The sequence below is a fragment of the Pseudorhodobacter aquimaris genome, assembly GCF_001202025.1.
Taxonomy (GTDB): domain Bacteria; phylum Pseudomonadota; class Alphaproteobacteria; order Rhodobacterales; family Rhodobacteraceae; genus Pseudorhodobacter; species Pseudorhodobacter aquimaris.
Genome location: NZ_LGHS01000046.1, coordinates 128,727 through 142,778, shown reverse-complemented (window position 1 = coordinate 142,778; position 14,052 = coordinate 128,727). Strand labels below are relative to the sequence as shown.

The 14,052-nt window shown below is 64.6% G+C and carries 14 protein-coding genes and 1 riboswitch; of the genes, 13 read left to right on the top strand and 1 reads right to left on the bottom strand.

What is annotated here, in order from left to right; genetic code table 11:
- The first annotated feature begins 4 nt into the window (after positions 1-4).
- From AKU94_RS07205 to cobJ, 7 genes are read left to right on the top strand one after another with little or no spacing between them, the layout of a single operon-like run.
- Positions 5-397 (top strand): DUF1636 family protein, encoded by a 393-nt coding sequence (locus AKU94_RS07205; protein WP_050526618.1) that lies wholly within the window; start codon positions 5-7, stop codon positions 395-397.
- A complete protein-coding gene (gene cobW, locus AKU94_RS07200) occupies positions 390-1,436 on the top strand; it encodes a cobalamin biosynthesis protein CobW (RefSeq protein WP_050526715.1) in 1,047 nt (348 codons plus the stop codon). The genes AKU94_RS07205 and cobW overlap by 8 nt, the downstream gene beginning before the upstream one ends.
- A gap of 5 nt (positions 1,437-1,441) precedes the next feature.
- Positions 1,442-4,726, top strand: a complete 3,285-nt coding sequence (cobN, locus tag AKU94_RS07195) for a cobaltochelatase subunit CobN (RefSeq protein ID WP_050526617.1) — start codon at positions 1,442-1,444, stop codon at positions 4,724-4,726.
- Positions 4,719-5,867: a hypothetical protein gene (locus tag AKU94_RS07190; protein ID WP_050526616.1), complete on the top strand. Its 1,149-nt coding sequence runs from the start codon at positions 4,719-4,721 to the stop codon at positions 5,865-5,867. Before cobN ends, AKU94_RS07190 begins: the two co-directional genes overlap by 8 nt.
- Positions 5,857-6,486, top strand: coding sequence for a precorrin-8X methylmutase (locus AKU94_RS07185; RefSeq protein ID WP_050526615.1), 630 nt, complete (start codon positions 5,857-5,859; stop codon positions 6,484-6,486). Before AKU94_RS07190 ends, AKU94_RS07185 begins: the two co-directional genes overlap by 11 nt.
- Positions 6,483-7,211: a precorrin-2 C(20)-methyltransferase gene (gene cobI, locus AKU94_RS07180; protein ID WP_050526614.1), complete on the top strand. Its 729-nt coding sequence runs from the start codon at positions 6,483-6,485 to the stop codon at positions 7,209-7,211. Before AKU94_RS07185 ends, cobI begins: the two co-directional genes overlap by 4 nt.
- On the top strand, positions 7,208-7,960 hold the full coding sequence (cobJ, locus tag AKU94_RS07175; RefSeq protein WP_050526613.1) for a precorrin-3B C(17)-methyltransferase: 753 nt from the start codon (positions 7,208-7,210) through the stop codon (positions 7,958-7,960). Before cobI ends, cobJ begins: the two co-directional genes overlap by 4 nt.
- On the opposite strand, the gene AKU94_RS07170 is transcribed toward cobJ, so the two are convergent.
- Complete coding sequence (locus tag AKU94_RS07170) at positions 7,933-8,688, bottom strand: cobalt-precorrin-6A reductase (RefSeq protein ID WP_050526612.1); 756 nt, start codon at positions 8,686-8,688, stop codon at positions 7,933-7,935. The genes cobJ and AKU94_RS07170 overlap by 28 nt on opposite strands.
- Between AKU94_RS07170 and cbiE the strand changes: the two genes are divergently transcribed.
- From cbiE to AKU94_RS07140, 6 genes are all read left to right on the top strand, one after another.
- Positions 8,687-9,883: a precorrin-6y C5,15-methyltransferase (decarboxylating) subunit CbiE gene (cbiE, locus tag AKU94_RS07165; protein ID WP_083444983.1), complete on the top strand. Its 1,197-nt coding sequence runs from the start codon at positions 8,687-8,689 to the stop codon at positions 9,881-9,883. The genes AKU94_RS07170 and cbiE overlap by 2 nt on opposite strands.
- Positions 9,880-10,248 (top strand): cobalamin biosynthesis protein, encoded by a 369-nt coding sequence (locus AKU94_RS07160; RefSeq protein WP_050526610.1) that lies wholly within the window; start codon positions 9,880-9,882, stop codon positions 10,246-10,248. Before cbiE ends, AKU94_RS07160 begins: the two co-directional genes overlap by 4 nt.
- Positions 10,245-11,039 carry a precorrin-4 C(11)-methyltransferase gene (cobM, locus tag AKU94_RS07155; RefSeq protein WP_050526609.1) on the top strand — a complete coding sequence of 265 codons (795 nt, stop codon included), beginning with the start codon at positions 10,245-10,247 and terminating at the stop codon, positions 11,037-11,039. Before AKU94_RS07160 ends, cobM begins: the two co-directional genes overlap by 4 nt.
- Complete coding sequence (locus AKU94_RS07150) at positions 11,032-12,357, top strand: cobyrinate a,c-diamide synthase (protein ID WP_050526714.1); 1,326 nt, start codon at positions 11,032-11,034, stop codon at positions 12,355-12,357. The genes cobM and AKU94_RS07150 overlap by 8 nt, the downstream gene beginning before the upstream one ends.
- Positions 12,354-13,088 carry a uroporphyrinogen-III C-methyltransferase gene (gene cobA / locus AKU94_RS07145; protein ID WP_050526608.1) on the top strand — a complete coding sequence of 245 codons (735 nt, stop codon included), beginning with the start codon at positions 12,354-12,356 and terminating at the stop codon, positions 13,086-13,088. The genes AKU94_RS07150 and cobA overlap by 4 nt, the downstream gene beginning before the upstream one ends.
- A gap of 18 nt (positions 13,089-13,106) precedes the next feature.
- Positions 13,107-13,289, top strand: a riboswitch (cobalamin riboswitch).
- Positions 13,290-13,340: 51 nt separating this feature from the next.
- A complete protein-coding gene (locus AKU94_RS07140; RefSeq protein WP_050526607.1) occupies positions 13,341-14,021 on the top strand; it encodes an energy-coupling factor ABC transporter permease in 681 nt (226 codons plus the stop codon).
- Positions 14,022-14,052: the final 31 nt, after the last annotated feature.

Genomic DNA, 14,052 nt, shown 5'->3' with positions numbered 1-14,052 from the left:
GCAGATGCCTCAGGACCACCCCCATCCAGTCGAGCTGCTGGTCTGCACCAGTTGCCGCGCAGGCCAACCCGTGACCGAAGGCCAGCCGGTTCCCGGTGCCGCATTGCATGCCGCATTGATGGCCCAAGAGCCTATGGATGGCGTTAAAATCACCGCTGTGGAATGCCTGTCGAACTGCGCGCGCGGCTGCACGGTTGCGCTGCGCGGCGGCCCTGCCCGCTGGACCTATGTCTATGGCAACCTGTCCGAGGCCACAGATGCCGCGATGGTCCATCAAGGGGCCGCGCAATACCGCGATACCGCCGACGGGCTAGTGCCCTGGCGCGAACGCCCCGTACATTTCCGCAAGAACTGCATCGCCCGTATTCCCCCCATCCCAGAGGTTGATCATGTCTGATCTTTCGAAACTTCCCGTTACCGTCATCACCGGCTTTTTGGGCGCGGGTAAAACCACGCTGATCCGCCACCTGATGCAAAACCCGCAGGGCCGCCGTCTGGCTGTTGTGGTCAATGAATTTGGCGATGTGGGGGTCGATGGCGAGATCCTCAAGAGCTGCGCGATCCCCGATTGTCCGGCGGAAAACATTGTCGAGCTGGCAAATGGCTGCATCTGCTGCACGGTTGCGGATGACTTCATCCCGACGATCGAGGCGCTGATGGCCTTGACCCCGCGCCCCGATCACATCCTGATCGAGACCTCGGGGCTGGCCCTGCCCAAGCCCTTGCTCAAGGCCTTTGACTGGCCCGATATCCGGTCGCGCATCACCGTGGACGGTGTGATCGCCGTGGCCGATGCCGAGGCCGTAGCCGCCGGCCGCTTTGCGCCCAATGAGGCGGCAGTAGAGGCGCAGCGGGCGGCGGACGGCTCACTTGATCATGAAACTCCGCTGTCCGAGGTGTTCGAGGATCAGATCGCTTGCGCCGATATCGTCTTGTTGACCAAGCCCGATCTGGCCGGCCCAGAAGGCGTCGCCCGCGCCCGCGCCGTGATCGCCGCCGAGGCGCCCCGCCTGCTGCCGGTGATCGAGGTGGCCGAAGGTGTAGTCGATCCCCGTGTGATCCTGGGACTGGAAGCCGCCGCCGAGGATAGCCTCGACGCGCGTCCCAGCCATCACGACGGTGCCGCCGATCATGACCATGACGATTTCGAATCCGTCGTCATCGACATCGCTGAGCTGTCCGACCCCGCCGATCTCGCCACCCGGATCGAGGGTTTGGCCCGCGACCACAACATCCTGCGCGTCAAGGGCTATGCCGCCGTGGCTGGCAAGCCGATGCGCCTTTTGGTGCAGGCCGTGGGCGCAAGGGTGCGCCATCAGTTCGACCGCCCTTGGGGGGCCGATGAACCGCGGCGCGGCCGTTTGGTGGTAATCGCCGAGCATGATGATATCGATCCGGTGGCACTGCATGCCGCGTTGAACGCTCCGGCGGGATAACCCCGATGCACGTTGTCTTTCGCGAAAGCCACGGGTTGGACGAGACCGATACCCCCACCGATCTGGGCCAAAGCCCCGGCGATCTGGTGGTGCTGTCGTTTTCTGACAGTGACCTTGGCGCTTTCGCGGCGGGCTGGCGTGCGGGTGGCGGGCAAAGCGGCCAATTGCCCAGCCTGCGTCTGGCCAATCTGGCCGCGCTGAAACACCCTCTTTCGGTCGACACCTACATAGAGCGCACGCTTGAGGGGGCCAAGGCCATCCTTATCCGGCTGATCGGCGGGGTGCCCTATTGGCCCTACGGGCTGCAAAGCGTGGCCGACCTGGCCCGCCGCAAGGGGCTGGCGCTGGCGGTTTTGCCCGCAGACGGACGTCCCGATCCACGGCTGGATGAGGTGTCCACCCTGCCCAAATCCACCCTGCGCCGTCTGTCACAGCTTTGCGATACCGGCGGGGAAATCGCGGCACAGGCCGCATTGGCGCAACTGGCATTGGCGGCGGGGCTTTATGCCGGCCCTGTGATCGGGGCAAAGCTGTTGCCGCAGGTGGGTTCATGGCTGCCGGAACATGGCGCCTGTTGTCCGCTGATGCGCGACCCCAGCCGCCCGCTGGTTTTGGTCACATTCTACCGGACATGGCTGGCCGCGGCCGATATGGCCCCGATGGTCGCACTGACACAGGCGCTGCGGGATGCGGGCTTTGGTGTTTTGGGGCTTTTCGCGCCCTCGCTCAAAGCGCCCGAGGCCGCCGGATGGATGGCCCGACAGCTGGCCGCGCTTGGGCCGGTGGCGATCATCAATGCCACCTCCTTTTCCGGCAAGGGCGCGGATGGGACCTCGCCGCTGGATGTGGCGGGGGTGCCGGTGTTTCAGGTCGCGCTTTCCACTGCCACGCGCAAAGCTTGGGAAGACTCGGCGCGCGGGTTGTCGCCTGCCGATCTGGCGATGCATGTCGTACTGCCAGAGGTGGACGGGCGGCTGTTTGCCGGTGTCGCCTCCTTCAAGGACCCCGATACCCGCGACCCCGATCTGCAATTCTCGACCCATGCCCATCGCCCCGAGGCGGATCGGATTGCGGCAATCGTGGCCAAACTCACGGGCTGGACCAGCCTTGCCGCCCGCCCGGCGGCAGAGCGCAGACCTGCCTTGATCCTGTCCACCTATCCGGGTCAGGACTGGAATATGGCCCATGCCGTGGGGCTGGATGCGCTGGCCTCGGCCGAGGCGATTCTGGACGATCTGGCAACGGCAGGCCATAGCATCCCGCCCGCCGCGCAACCGTTGCCCGATGCATTGGCCACCCCCTCCGAGGCATGGCCGCTGGCCGATTACCGCGCGGCCCTGTCATCCCTGCCCCAAGAGTTGCACGACGATCTGGCCGCCGTCTGGGGCGCGCCCGAAACCGATCCCGCCTGCCATGACGGCGCGTTTCATTTTGCCGTCACGCGGCGGGGCGGCGCGCTGGTCGCGCTTCAGCCTGAACGCGGCACCGCCGATCTGCGCGATGTCGAATATCATGACCTGATGCGCACGCCGCGCCATGGCTATGTCGCCTTCTATCTTTGGCTGCGCCAACAAGCGGATGTGATGATCCATATCGGCGCGCATGGCACGCTGGAATGGTTGCCGGGCAAATCGGTTGCTCTTTCGGGTGAATGCTGGCCCGAGGCGCTGGTGGGCGCGATGCCTGTCATCTATCCCTTTATCGTCAATGACCCCGGTGAGGCAGCACAGGCCAAGCGCCGCATCGGGGCTGTGACCTTGGGCCATATCCCGCCGCCCCTGCGCCAATCGGGCGCGCCACAGCGGCTTTCGCGGCTGGAATCCCTGCTGGATGAGTTTTCCAATGCTGACGGGCTGGACCCGCGCCGCCGTGACCGCTTGCAAGGCGACATCCGCGCCGAGGCACAGGCCTTGGGCGTAGAGGCCGATCTGGGCCTAAGTGCCGCGACCTCATTGGCCGAGGCGATCACCCGCATCGACAGCTTTGTCTGCGATGTCAAAGACAGCCTCTTTGGTGACGGACTGCATATCTGGGGCCGCGCGCCCGCCAGTCAAACCGCCTTTGATGGCGCAAGCGCAGCGCAGGCCGAACGCCAAGCCTTGCTGGATGCGGTGGCGGGGCGGCGTATCCCCGCGGGGCCGTCCGGCTCCCCCTACCGTGGACGGGGGGATGTTCTGCCAACGGGGCGCAACCTTTATACCACCGACCCCCGCGCCGTCCCCAGCCGCGCCGCCCATGCCCAAGGCGTCAAGCTGGCCGAAGAGCTGGTCCGCCGCCACCTGCAAGAACAGGGTGACTATCCGCGCGGATTGATCGTCGATCTTTGGGGTTCGGCCACCATGCGCACGGCGGGTGAGGAATTCGCCATGGCCCTGCATCTGCTGGGGGTGCGGCCCGTCTGGGATGCCAATAGCGAACGGGTTTCGGGCATCGAGGTGTTGCCCTTGGCCGAGATGGACCGCCCGCGGCTTGATGTGACCCTGCGGGTCTCGGGGCTGTTTCGCGATGTGTTTCCCAATCTGTCCGCGCTTTTCGCAAGTGCCGTTCGGGCGCTTGTCGCCCGCGATGAGGCGCCCGACTGGAACCCCTATGCGGGCAGGGATGCGGGCGCGCGGGTCTATGGCCCGATGCCCGGCAGCTACGGCTTGGGCATGGGGGCCACCCTGTCCGATTACAGCGCCGAAGGCCGCGCCGAGGCAGGGCAGGCCTGGCTTGCGGCCAGCGCCTGGGCGCTTGATGGCGATGCGGCGGCGCGCGATGACACCGGCATTGCCCAGCGGGTCGCGGCGGCGGATGGTTTTGTCCACCTGCAAGACCTGCCCGAAACCGACCTGTTGCTGGCCGTGGATTATGCCGCCCATGAGGCAGGCTTTGCCGCCGCCAAGGCAGTCACCGGCGGGCAAGCCGCCCTTTGGCATCTGGACAACACCGACCCCGCCCGCCCCCGCGCCCGCAGCCTGCCCGAGGAAATCGCCCGTGTGGTTCAGGCCCGTGCGGCCAATCCGGCATGGATCGCGGGCATGCGCCGCCACGGGTTTCGCGGTGCCGCCGAGATTGCCGCGACCTTGGACAACATGGCCGCCTTTGCGCATCTGGCCGATGTGGTCGGCCCGCATCTGTTTGACCTGTTCTATGATGCGACCTTGGGCGATACCGATGTCACGGCCTTTATGGAGGCGGAAAACCCACAAGCCCTTGCCGCCCTGCGCGCCCGTTTTGCGGCGCTGCAACAGGCGGGGCTATGGCAATCGCGCCGCAACTCCATTCTGGCGGGGCTGGCCGATGGTTGACCCGATTATCCAAGGCTGGTGCCCCGGCAGCTATCGCCCGATGATGGCTGGTGACGGCTTGGTGGTGCGGGTGCGCCCGCCTTTGTCGCAGGTCTCGCCCGCGCAACTGGCCGCTTTGGCCGATCTGGCCGAAGAGCACGGCACCGGCGTGATTGAGGCTACCTCACGCGCCAATCTGCAAATCCGGGGCGTGGCCGAGGCCCGCTTTGCCGCGCTATTGGCCGCACTTGACGGGCTGGGGCTGATCGCCGCATCGCCCGATCTGGAGGCCCGCAGCAACCTTATCCTGTCGCCAAGCCACGAGAATAGTCTGGCCGAGGATATCGCCCGCGCCTTGCCCAACGCCCTGATGGATCTAGCGCCTCTGCCCGCGAAATTCGGCTTTGTTATTGATACCGGCCCAATGCGCCATCTGGCAGGCACCAGCGGCGATATAAGGGTTGAGGGTGCCAAAGACGCGCTGATCGTGCGGGCAGATGGCGCGGATGCGGGGAAAAAGGTGGCGGATGCAGATGCGGCGGTGCTGGCCTGCGTTGATCTGGCGCAATGGTTCCAAGCATCTGGCGGGGTTGGTCCTGACGGGCGGGGCCGGATGCGCCGTCATCTGGCCGCAGAGGCCGTTCTGCCACCCGCTTGGACGAATACCCCGCCGCCGCCAACCGCCGCCCCGATGCAGGCCGGATCGGGGGCGGTCGGGGCGGGTTTTGGCCTTTTTCCCGCCGCCGCCCTGCGCCAGATCTCAAGCGCCACAAGCCACCCCATCCGGGTTACGCCCTTCCGGCTGCTTTTGCTGCGCGATGCCGATATGGCACGCTTGACACATCCCGACCTTATCCTGTCGCCCGATACGGGGCTGGCGGCGATCCACGGCTGCACCGGCGCACCCGCCTGCCCCCAAGCCAGCGTTCAGACCCGCGCAACCGCCCGCGCCCTTGCGCCATTGCTGCCTGCGGGCAAAACCCTGCATGTTTCGGGCTGTGCCAAAGGCTGTGCGCTGCAACGCCCCGCCGATTTTACCTTGGTCGGACGGAATGGCCGCTTTGACCTTATCAGGGATGGCACGGTTGACGCGCCCCCTTCACAATATGGCCTTGCGCCGGATCAACTTCCTCACATCTTCGGACCCCAGAATGCCTTATAAATATGAAACCGACGGCGCCGCGATTTACCGGCAATCCTTTGCAATGATACGGGCCGAGGCCGATCTTGCGCGTTTTGATGTGGATGATGAACAGGTCGCAGTGCGCATGATCCATGCCGCCGGGATGGTTGATCTGGCGGCGCATATCTGCTTTTCATCCGGGTTTTCCGCCGCCGCACGCAAGGCCTTGGCCGGTGGCGCGCCGATCCTATGCGATGCGCGTATGGTCAGCGAGGGCATCACCCGCGCGCGTCTGCCCGCCGAAAACGCTGTGATCTGCACCCTGCATGACCCCGGCGTCCCAACACTTGCCGCACAGATGAACACCACAAGATCCGCCGCCGCATTGGAGCTGTGGCGCCCCCATCTGGAGGGGGCCGTCGTCGCCATCGGCAATGCCCCCACCGCGTTGTTCCATCTGCTCAACATGCTTGAGGACCCTAGCTGCCCACGCCCTGCCGCGATCATCGGCTGCCCTGTCGGCTTTGTCGGCGCCATGGAAAGCAAAGAGGCGCTTTGGCAGGCACAACCCACCCCCTGCTGCATCGTAGCGGGGCGTTTGGGCGGAAGTGCGATTACCGTCGCCGCCGTCAATGCCCTTGCGAGCCGTTCCGAATGAAGCCCGGCGTCATTCATGGTGTGGGCCTCGGCCCCGGCGCGGTAGACCTGCTAAGCGTGCGGGCCGACCGTCTGGTGCGCAATGCCAAACATATCGCCTTTTTCCGCAAGGCAGGCCGCGCGGGGCGTGCGCGCAAGATCGTCGAGGGCATGTTGCGTGCGGATGTTACCGAATTCGCGATGGAATATCCGGTCACAACCGAAATTTCGCTGGATGATCCTGGCTATAACGCCGCGCTTTCTGTATTTTATGAGGAGTGCACAGCCCATCTGCGCGCCCTCTCGGCAGCGGGCAAAGATGTCGTGGTGCTCTCCGAAGGGGACCCGTTTTTCTACGGCTCTTTCATGCATCTTTATGAACGGCTCAAGGACAGCAATCGGGTTGAGGTCGTCCCCGCAATCACCGGCATGTCGGCCGCCTGGACCGCAACCGGCCTGCCGATCACTTGGGGCGATGATATAATGACCGTGCTGGCAGGCACCCTGCCCATGGAGGATCTGATCCGTGGCATGTCGGGGGCGGATGCCATCGTGGTGATGAAAATCGGGCGCAACATCGACAAGGTTGTCGAGGCACTCAAAACCTCGGGGCGTTATGATGCTGCGTGGCTGGTAGAATTCGCCAGCATGGAAGAACAGCGTGTCACTCGCTTGCGCGATGCAACCGCACGCGTAACGCCCTATTTCTCGATCATCCTTGTGCATGGTCAGGGGCGGCGGCCATGAAGGGTTGGTTGGTCATAGCGGGCCTCGGGCCCGGGTCGGATGCGATGGTCACCCCCGAGGTCACCCAAGCCTTGGCCGAGGCAAGTGATGTCATCGGCTACATCCCCTATGTCGCACGGATTGCCCCGCGTCCGGGCCTGACCCTGCACCCCACCGACAACCGCGTCGAGATGGACCGCGCCCGCCACGCCCTTGCCCTTGCGGCAGGGGGCGCGCGGGTGGTTGTGGTCAGTTCGGGCGATCCGGGGGTCTTCGCCATGGCCTCGGCCATTTTCGAGGCCGTTGAGGCCGGTGATCCGCAATGGCGCGCGTTGAATATCCGCGTTTTGCCCGGCATCACGGCGATGCTTGCCGCGGCGGCGCGGGCAGGCGCCCCCTTGGGGCATGATTTCTGCACGATCAACCTGAGCGATAACCTGAAACCATGGGCAGTGATAGAACAACGCTTGCGGCTTGCCGTCGAGGCAGATTTCGCGATGGCCTTTTACAACCCACGATCGGCCAGCCGCCCTGAGGGGTTCGCACGTGCGTTAAACCTGTTGCAACAGACCTGCAATGATGCGCGCCCCGTGATCTTTGCCCGCGCGGTTTCCACCCCAGACGAGGTGATAAACGTGGTTCCCCTGCCCGAGGCGCGCCCCGAGATGGCCGATATGCGCACCATGGTTATCGTGGGCTCATCGCGCACGCGGGTGATTGCGCGGGAGGGGGCCCCCTATGTCTATACGCCAAGGTCAATCCCGAAATGAGCCAGCCACGCCAGCACATCATCGACAGAGCTTACCTCCTCGCGCACAGGAATGGCAGGCCGGTCGATCATCAAAACCGGCAGTCCAAGCGCGCGGGCGGCGGTCAGCTTGGCCACGGCCCCGCTGCCACCTGCATTTTTCGACACGATCAGGTCAATACGGTGATCGCGCAGCAAGGCCATATCCCCGGCCTCGGTAAAGGGGCCGCGCGAAATCAGGGTGTGATGATGCGGGAACGGCAAGGGGGTTTGCGGCGGATCAATCAGGCGCAACAGATAGAAATGTTGCGGATGGACGGCAAATTCCGCCAGATGCATGCGCCCGACGGCCAGAAACACCCGCGCGGGCGAGCGGTCCAGCGTGGCAACGGCGGCGGCCATATCGGGCACCAGCTGCCAGTTGTCTTGCGGCTGTGGGTGCCAAGCGGGGCGGGTCAGGGCGACCAGCGGGGTCCGGGTGGCGGTACAGGCCCCTACGGCATTTGCGCTGATCTTGGCGGCAAACGGATGGGTAGCATCAATCAGATGGGTGATGCGATGGGCGCGGATATACTCTGCCAGCCCCTCGGCACCGCCAAAACCGCCGACCCGCTGTGGCAGGGCCAAGGGCGCGGGGGCTGCCACCCGCCCCGCAAGGCTGACGGTGGCAGTCAGACCCAGCGCGGCGATGCGGCGAGACAGGGCGGCGGCCTCAGTCGTGCCGCCGAGGATCAAAAGGTTGGGCGACATGGTTGAAACCCCTTGGCTGACGATCATCGGACTTGGCGAAGATGGACCGGAGGGGCTGTCCGCCGCAAGCCGTGATGCGCTAATGCAGGCCAAAGTTGTGATGGGCCCGCCCCGCCATCTGGCATTGCTGGGTGAAACCGGGGCCGAACAGGTGGAATGGCCAGTGCCTTTTGCGGATGGCTTGCCGTTACTGCTGTCCCTGCGCGGGCAGCGGGTGGTCGTTCTGGCATCGGGCGATCCGTTCTGTTTTGGCGCGGGCAATGTCATCGTCGCCCGTCTGGACCGGCACGAATGGCGCGCCTTACCCGCCCCCTCGACCTTTTCGCTTGCCGCTGCACAACTTGGCTGGCGGCTGGAAGAGACGTTGTGCCTGGGTCTGCATGCCGCGCCGTTGACCCGCCTGCGCCCGCATCTGGCAAGCGGCGCACGCGCGATTGTCCTGTTAAGGGACGGCCAAGCGCCGCATGATCTGGCCGCATGGCTCTGCGCCCAAGGGTTTGGCGAAACCCGCATGGCGGTGATGGAAGCATTGGGCGGGCCAAGGCAACGGATCACAGAGGCAACGGCACAGAACCTGAACGATGATTTCACCCATCCCCTTTGTGTCGCGCTGGAGGTTGCAGGCAACGGCTCCGCCCTGCCCCGCAGCAGCGGCATCGACGACAATTTGTTTGAAACCGATGGCCAGATCACCAAACGTCCGATCCGCGCGCTGACCCTCTCGGCGCTGGAACCGCGTGCGGGGCTGCGCCTGTGGGATATCGGCGGGGGGTCCGGCTCTATCGCGGTTGAATGGCTTTTGGCCCATCCGACGACCCAAGCCGTGGCGATAGAGCCGCGTGCCGACCGCGCCGCCACCATCCGCCACAATGCCGACCGGCTGGGCGTCGACCGTTTGCAAATCATCCAAGGTCACGCGCCCGAGGCATTGACCGGTCTGCCCCATCCCGATGCGGTCTTTATCGGCGGCGGCCTTTCGGATGGGCTGTTGGAGCATCTGACTACACTATTGCCCAAAGGCACAAGGCTGGTCGCCAACGCCGTCACGCTGGAATCCGAGGCATTGCTGGCCTCTGCGCAGGCCCGTCTGGGGGGTGCATTGCTGCGGATCGAACTGGCACGCGCCGCACCCTTGGGCAGCAAACGCGGCTGGAAGGCCAGCTATCCGGTGGTGCAATGGACGGTGGTGCTATGATCGTCGCGGGATTTGGCTTCAGAACGGGTGTCAGCGCCGCAAGCCTGTATGAGGCGTTGATGCTGGCCATGGGCGGGCATAGGCCCGACTGTCTGGCCACCGCCGCAGACAAGGCCCAATCCGCCGCGTTTCAACAGCTTGTCACCGAAACCGGCCTGCCGTTTCGTGCCATTCCCGCCCGCGATCTGGCCGCCATAAACACCCCGACCCAAAGTGCAGCCGCACAAACAAGCCATGGCACCGGCAGCGTCGCCGAGGCCGCAGCCCTTGCAGCCGCAGGCCCCCAAGCGCGGCTGCTTGCACCGCGCATCATCTCAACCGACCGGCAGGCCACCTGTGCCCTTGCTATGACAGAGGACCCATGACCGTACATTTCATCGGCGCCGGCCCCGGCGCACCCGACCTGCTGACCTTGCGTGGCCGCGATCTGATCGCCGCCTGTCCGGTCTGTCTTTACGCCGGATCTCTGGTCCCCGAGGCGGTTCTGGATCATTGCCCAAAAGGCGCGCGGATCATAAACACCGCCCCCCTTGATCTGGATGCCATCCTCGCCGAAATCCGCGCCGCCGATCAGGCCGGGCTTGACGTGGCGCGGCTGCATTCGGGGGATCTATCAGTCTGGTCGGCAATGGGTGAGCAAATCCGGCGTCTGCGTGCCGAGGGTATTGCCTTTACCGTCACCCCCGGCGTGCCGTCCTTTGCCGCCGCTGCCGCAGCCCTTGGGGCGGAATTGACGCTGCCGGGTGTGGCGCAATCGCTGGTCCTGACACGCACGCCGGGGCGGGCCTCCTCTATGCCGCCCAAGGAAACGCTGGCGAATTTCGCCGCCACAGGGGCCACGCTGGCGATCCACCTGTCGATCCAGAATGCAGCACAAGTGGCCACCGATCTGGCCCCCGCCTACGGCGAGGATTGCCCCGTCGCCGTGGTCTGGCGTGCCAGCTGGCCTGATCAGCGGACCATCCGCACCACCCTTGCAGAGCTTGTCTCCGCGATCCCCGAGGGGGTTACCCGTACCGCGTTGATCCTTGTGGGACCCGCCTTGGGACAAGAGGGTTTTGGCGAAAGCTGCCTTTATGCCGTGGATTATGACCGACGCTACCGCCCACAATCGGCAAACAGCCCTTGGGCAGATTGGACAGATGGCGATGACTGACCCTTATGATCGCAAACTTCCCGGATTGATGATCTCGGCCCCGGCATCGGGGACGGGCAAGACCACCGTGATGCTGGGCCTGCTGCGCGCATTGGCCGAGGACGGGCTGGCGGTGCAACCGTTCAAAAGCGGCCCGGATTATATCGATCCCGCCTTTCACCGCGCCGCCAGCGGGCGGGCCTCGTTCAATTTTGACACTTGGGCGATGGCCCCTGCACTTCTGGACGCGGTTTCGGCACAAGGGGCGGGCGCAGATATCGCCGTCGCCGAAGGGTCCATGGGCTTGTTTGACGGGGTCGCCACACGCGGGCAGACGGGTTTTGGTTCCAGCGCAGAGACGGCGCTGCGGATGGGCTGGCCTGTGATTCTGGTGATCGATGTCAGCGGGCAGGCGCAATCGGCGGCAGCAACGGCGCTTGGCTTTGCCCGCTATAACCCCGATCTGCCCTTTGCAGGCGTAATCCTGAACCGGGTCGCAAGCCCCCGCCATGAGCGGCTGACCCGCCTTGGGATGGAGGCCGCAGGCATTGAGGTGCTGGGCGCCCTGCCCCGGCGCGGTGATCTTTCCCTGCCCGAGCGCCATCTGGGCCTGATACAAGCGGTGGAACATCCCGATCTGGAAACAGCGATTGCAGGCTATGCCACCTTCTTGCGCGCGCATGTCGATCTGGCGCGGATCAAGGCCTTGGCGCAGGGCCATGCCTTGGGGCAAGGCACGCTGCCCAAACCGCCAGCACAGCGGATCGCCTTGGCACAGGATGCGGCGTTTTCCTTTACCTATCCGCATTTGCTGGAAGGGTGGCGCGCGGCAGGGGCCGAGATCATACCGTTCTCCCCGCTTGCCGATGAGGCGCCGGATGCGGCGGCCGATCTGGTCTGGCTGCCCGGCGGCTATCCCGAATTGCACGCGGGGCGACTGGCCGCAGCGGCACAGTTTCGGGCCGGATTGCAACACCATGCCCAAAGCCGCCCCGTGCATGGCGAATGCGGTGGCTATATGGCATTGGGACAAGCACTTATCGACAAGGAGGGGGTGCGCCACCAGATGGCAGGCCTTTTGGGCCTTGTGACCAGTTATGAGACGCGGCGCTTTCACTTGGGCTACCGGCGGGCGGTCTTGCGCGCGGGGCTGCCGGGCTTTGCCGCCGGTCACGCCCTGCGCGGGCATGAGTTCCACTATTCCACCATATTGGAGCAACCCGACGCGCCGCTTGCCGATGTATTTGACGCCGATGGCGGGCCCGTCGCAGAAACCGGATCCATGCGTGGCCATGCCAGCGGCACCTTCTTTCACCTTATCACGGCAGAGACATCATGACCCCAATCGTCAGCTTCATCGGCTCTGGTCCCGGCGACCCCGAGCTGCTTACCCTGAAGGCCGCCGACAGGTTGAAACGCGCCGACGTGGTGCTTTTCGATGATCTGTCCTCGGGGCCGATCCTTTCGCATGTGCGGCAGGGCGCGGATCTGGTGGCGGTGGGCAAACGCGCGGGGCGGCCCTCGCCCAAGCAAGATCACGTCAGCCAGTTGCTGGTGGAATATGCGAAAACCGGCCAGCGGGTGGTGCGACTGAAATCCGGCGACAGCGGGTTGTTCGGCCGTCTGGAGGAAGAGCTGATCGCCCTGAATGCCGCAGGCATCGGGTATGAGATCATCCCCGGCGTCCCCTCGGCCATCGCTGCGGCGGCTGCGGCGGGGCTGCCGCTGACGCGTCGCCTGACCGCGCGGCGGGTGCAATTTGTGACCGGTGCCGATACCAGCGGCGGCTTGCCACCCGATCTGAATATGGCAGCCTTGGCCGATCCCGAAGCCACCACCGTGGTGTTTATGGGCAAGCGCAGCTTTCCCGCTTTGGCGGCGGTCTTGATCGCCCATGGCTTGCCCGCCGATACCCCAGCACTTTTGGCCGAAGGGGTCAGCACCCCCGACCAGAAGCTTCAGCTGACAACGGTTGAACAGCTGGCACGGCAACTGGATGCACATCGCGGCGCAGCCCCCGCGCTTATTCTTTTCGGACCACTGGCCACCGATTGCGCAAAGCTGGATTGAAACACAGGCGACTTGGCGTCATAGTAAACCTCGAACGGTTCCCGAAAGGGATCAAAAGGGAACGGGGTTAAAAGCCCCGACTGCCCCCGCAACTGTAGGCGGATAGCGAGACTGGAAAAACCACTGGCCCCTTTGGGCCGGGAAGGGCCAGAACCGCGATGACCCGCAAGTCAGGAGACCTGCCGTTCGAAAACGCAACGCCGGAGCATCCGGCACCCATGGCCGCCGGGTGGGCGGTCCGGAGAGACTGATATGCATATCGAACCCGGCGTCGTAGATGGCGCCAAGATGGTCTTTGCCTATGCCACCGCAACCGCGACTGCGGGCTATACAGCCAAGCTGATCATCGATGACCTGAAAACCCATAATGTTGTGTCATTGGCTCTGCGGTCAGTGATCGCAATGGTCGGAACCTTTATCTTCTTTGAGGTGCTGCCGCATTTTGCCGTTGGCGTGTCAGAGGTCCACTTGATCCTAGGGACGACGCTGTTCTTGCTGCTGGGGACGCCTGCCTCGGCAATCGGGCTGGCGGCCGGGCTTTTGGTGCAATCGCTCTTCTTTGCGCCGACCGATCTGCCGATGTATTTCGTGAATGTCACAACGCTGTTGTTCCCGCTGTTTGCGATTGATCTGCTGGCGCGGCGGGTTGTTCCGACGAATGTGGCTTATGTCGACCTTAGCTATAGCCATGTTTTGAAAATGTCGGCGGCCTATCAGGGCGGCGTGGTGCTTTGGGTGGGTTTTTGGGCGATCTACGGGCAAGGCGTTGGGGCCGATAATCTGGCGGCCATCGGGTCATTTGGCGCGGCCTATATGCTAGTGGTCCTGATAGAGCCGCTGGCCGATCTGGCTGTTCTAGCGGGGGCGAAATCCTTGCACGGGCTGAAGGGATCACCGCTGTTGACCAACCGCCTGTATCATCAGCACAGCTAATGGATCAAGCGTTCGGGCCACCGCAAAGGCC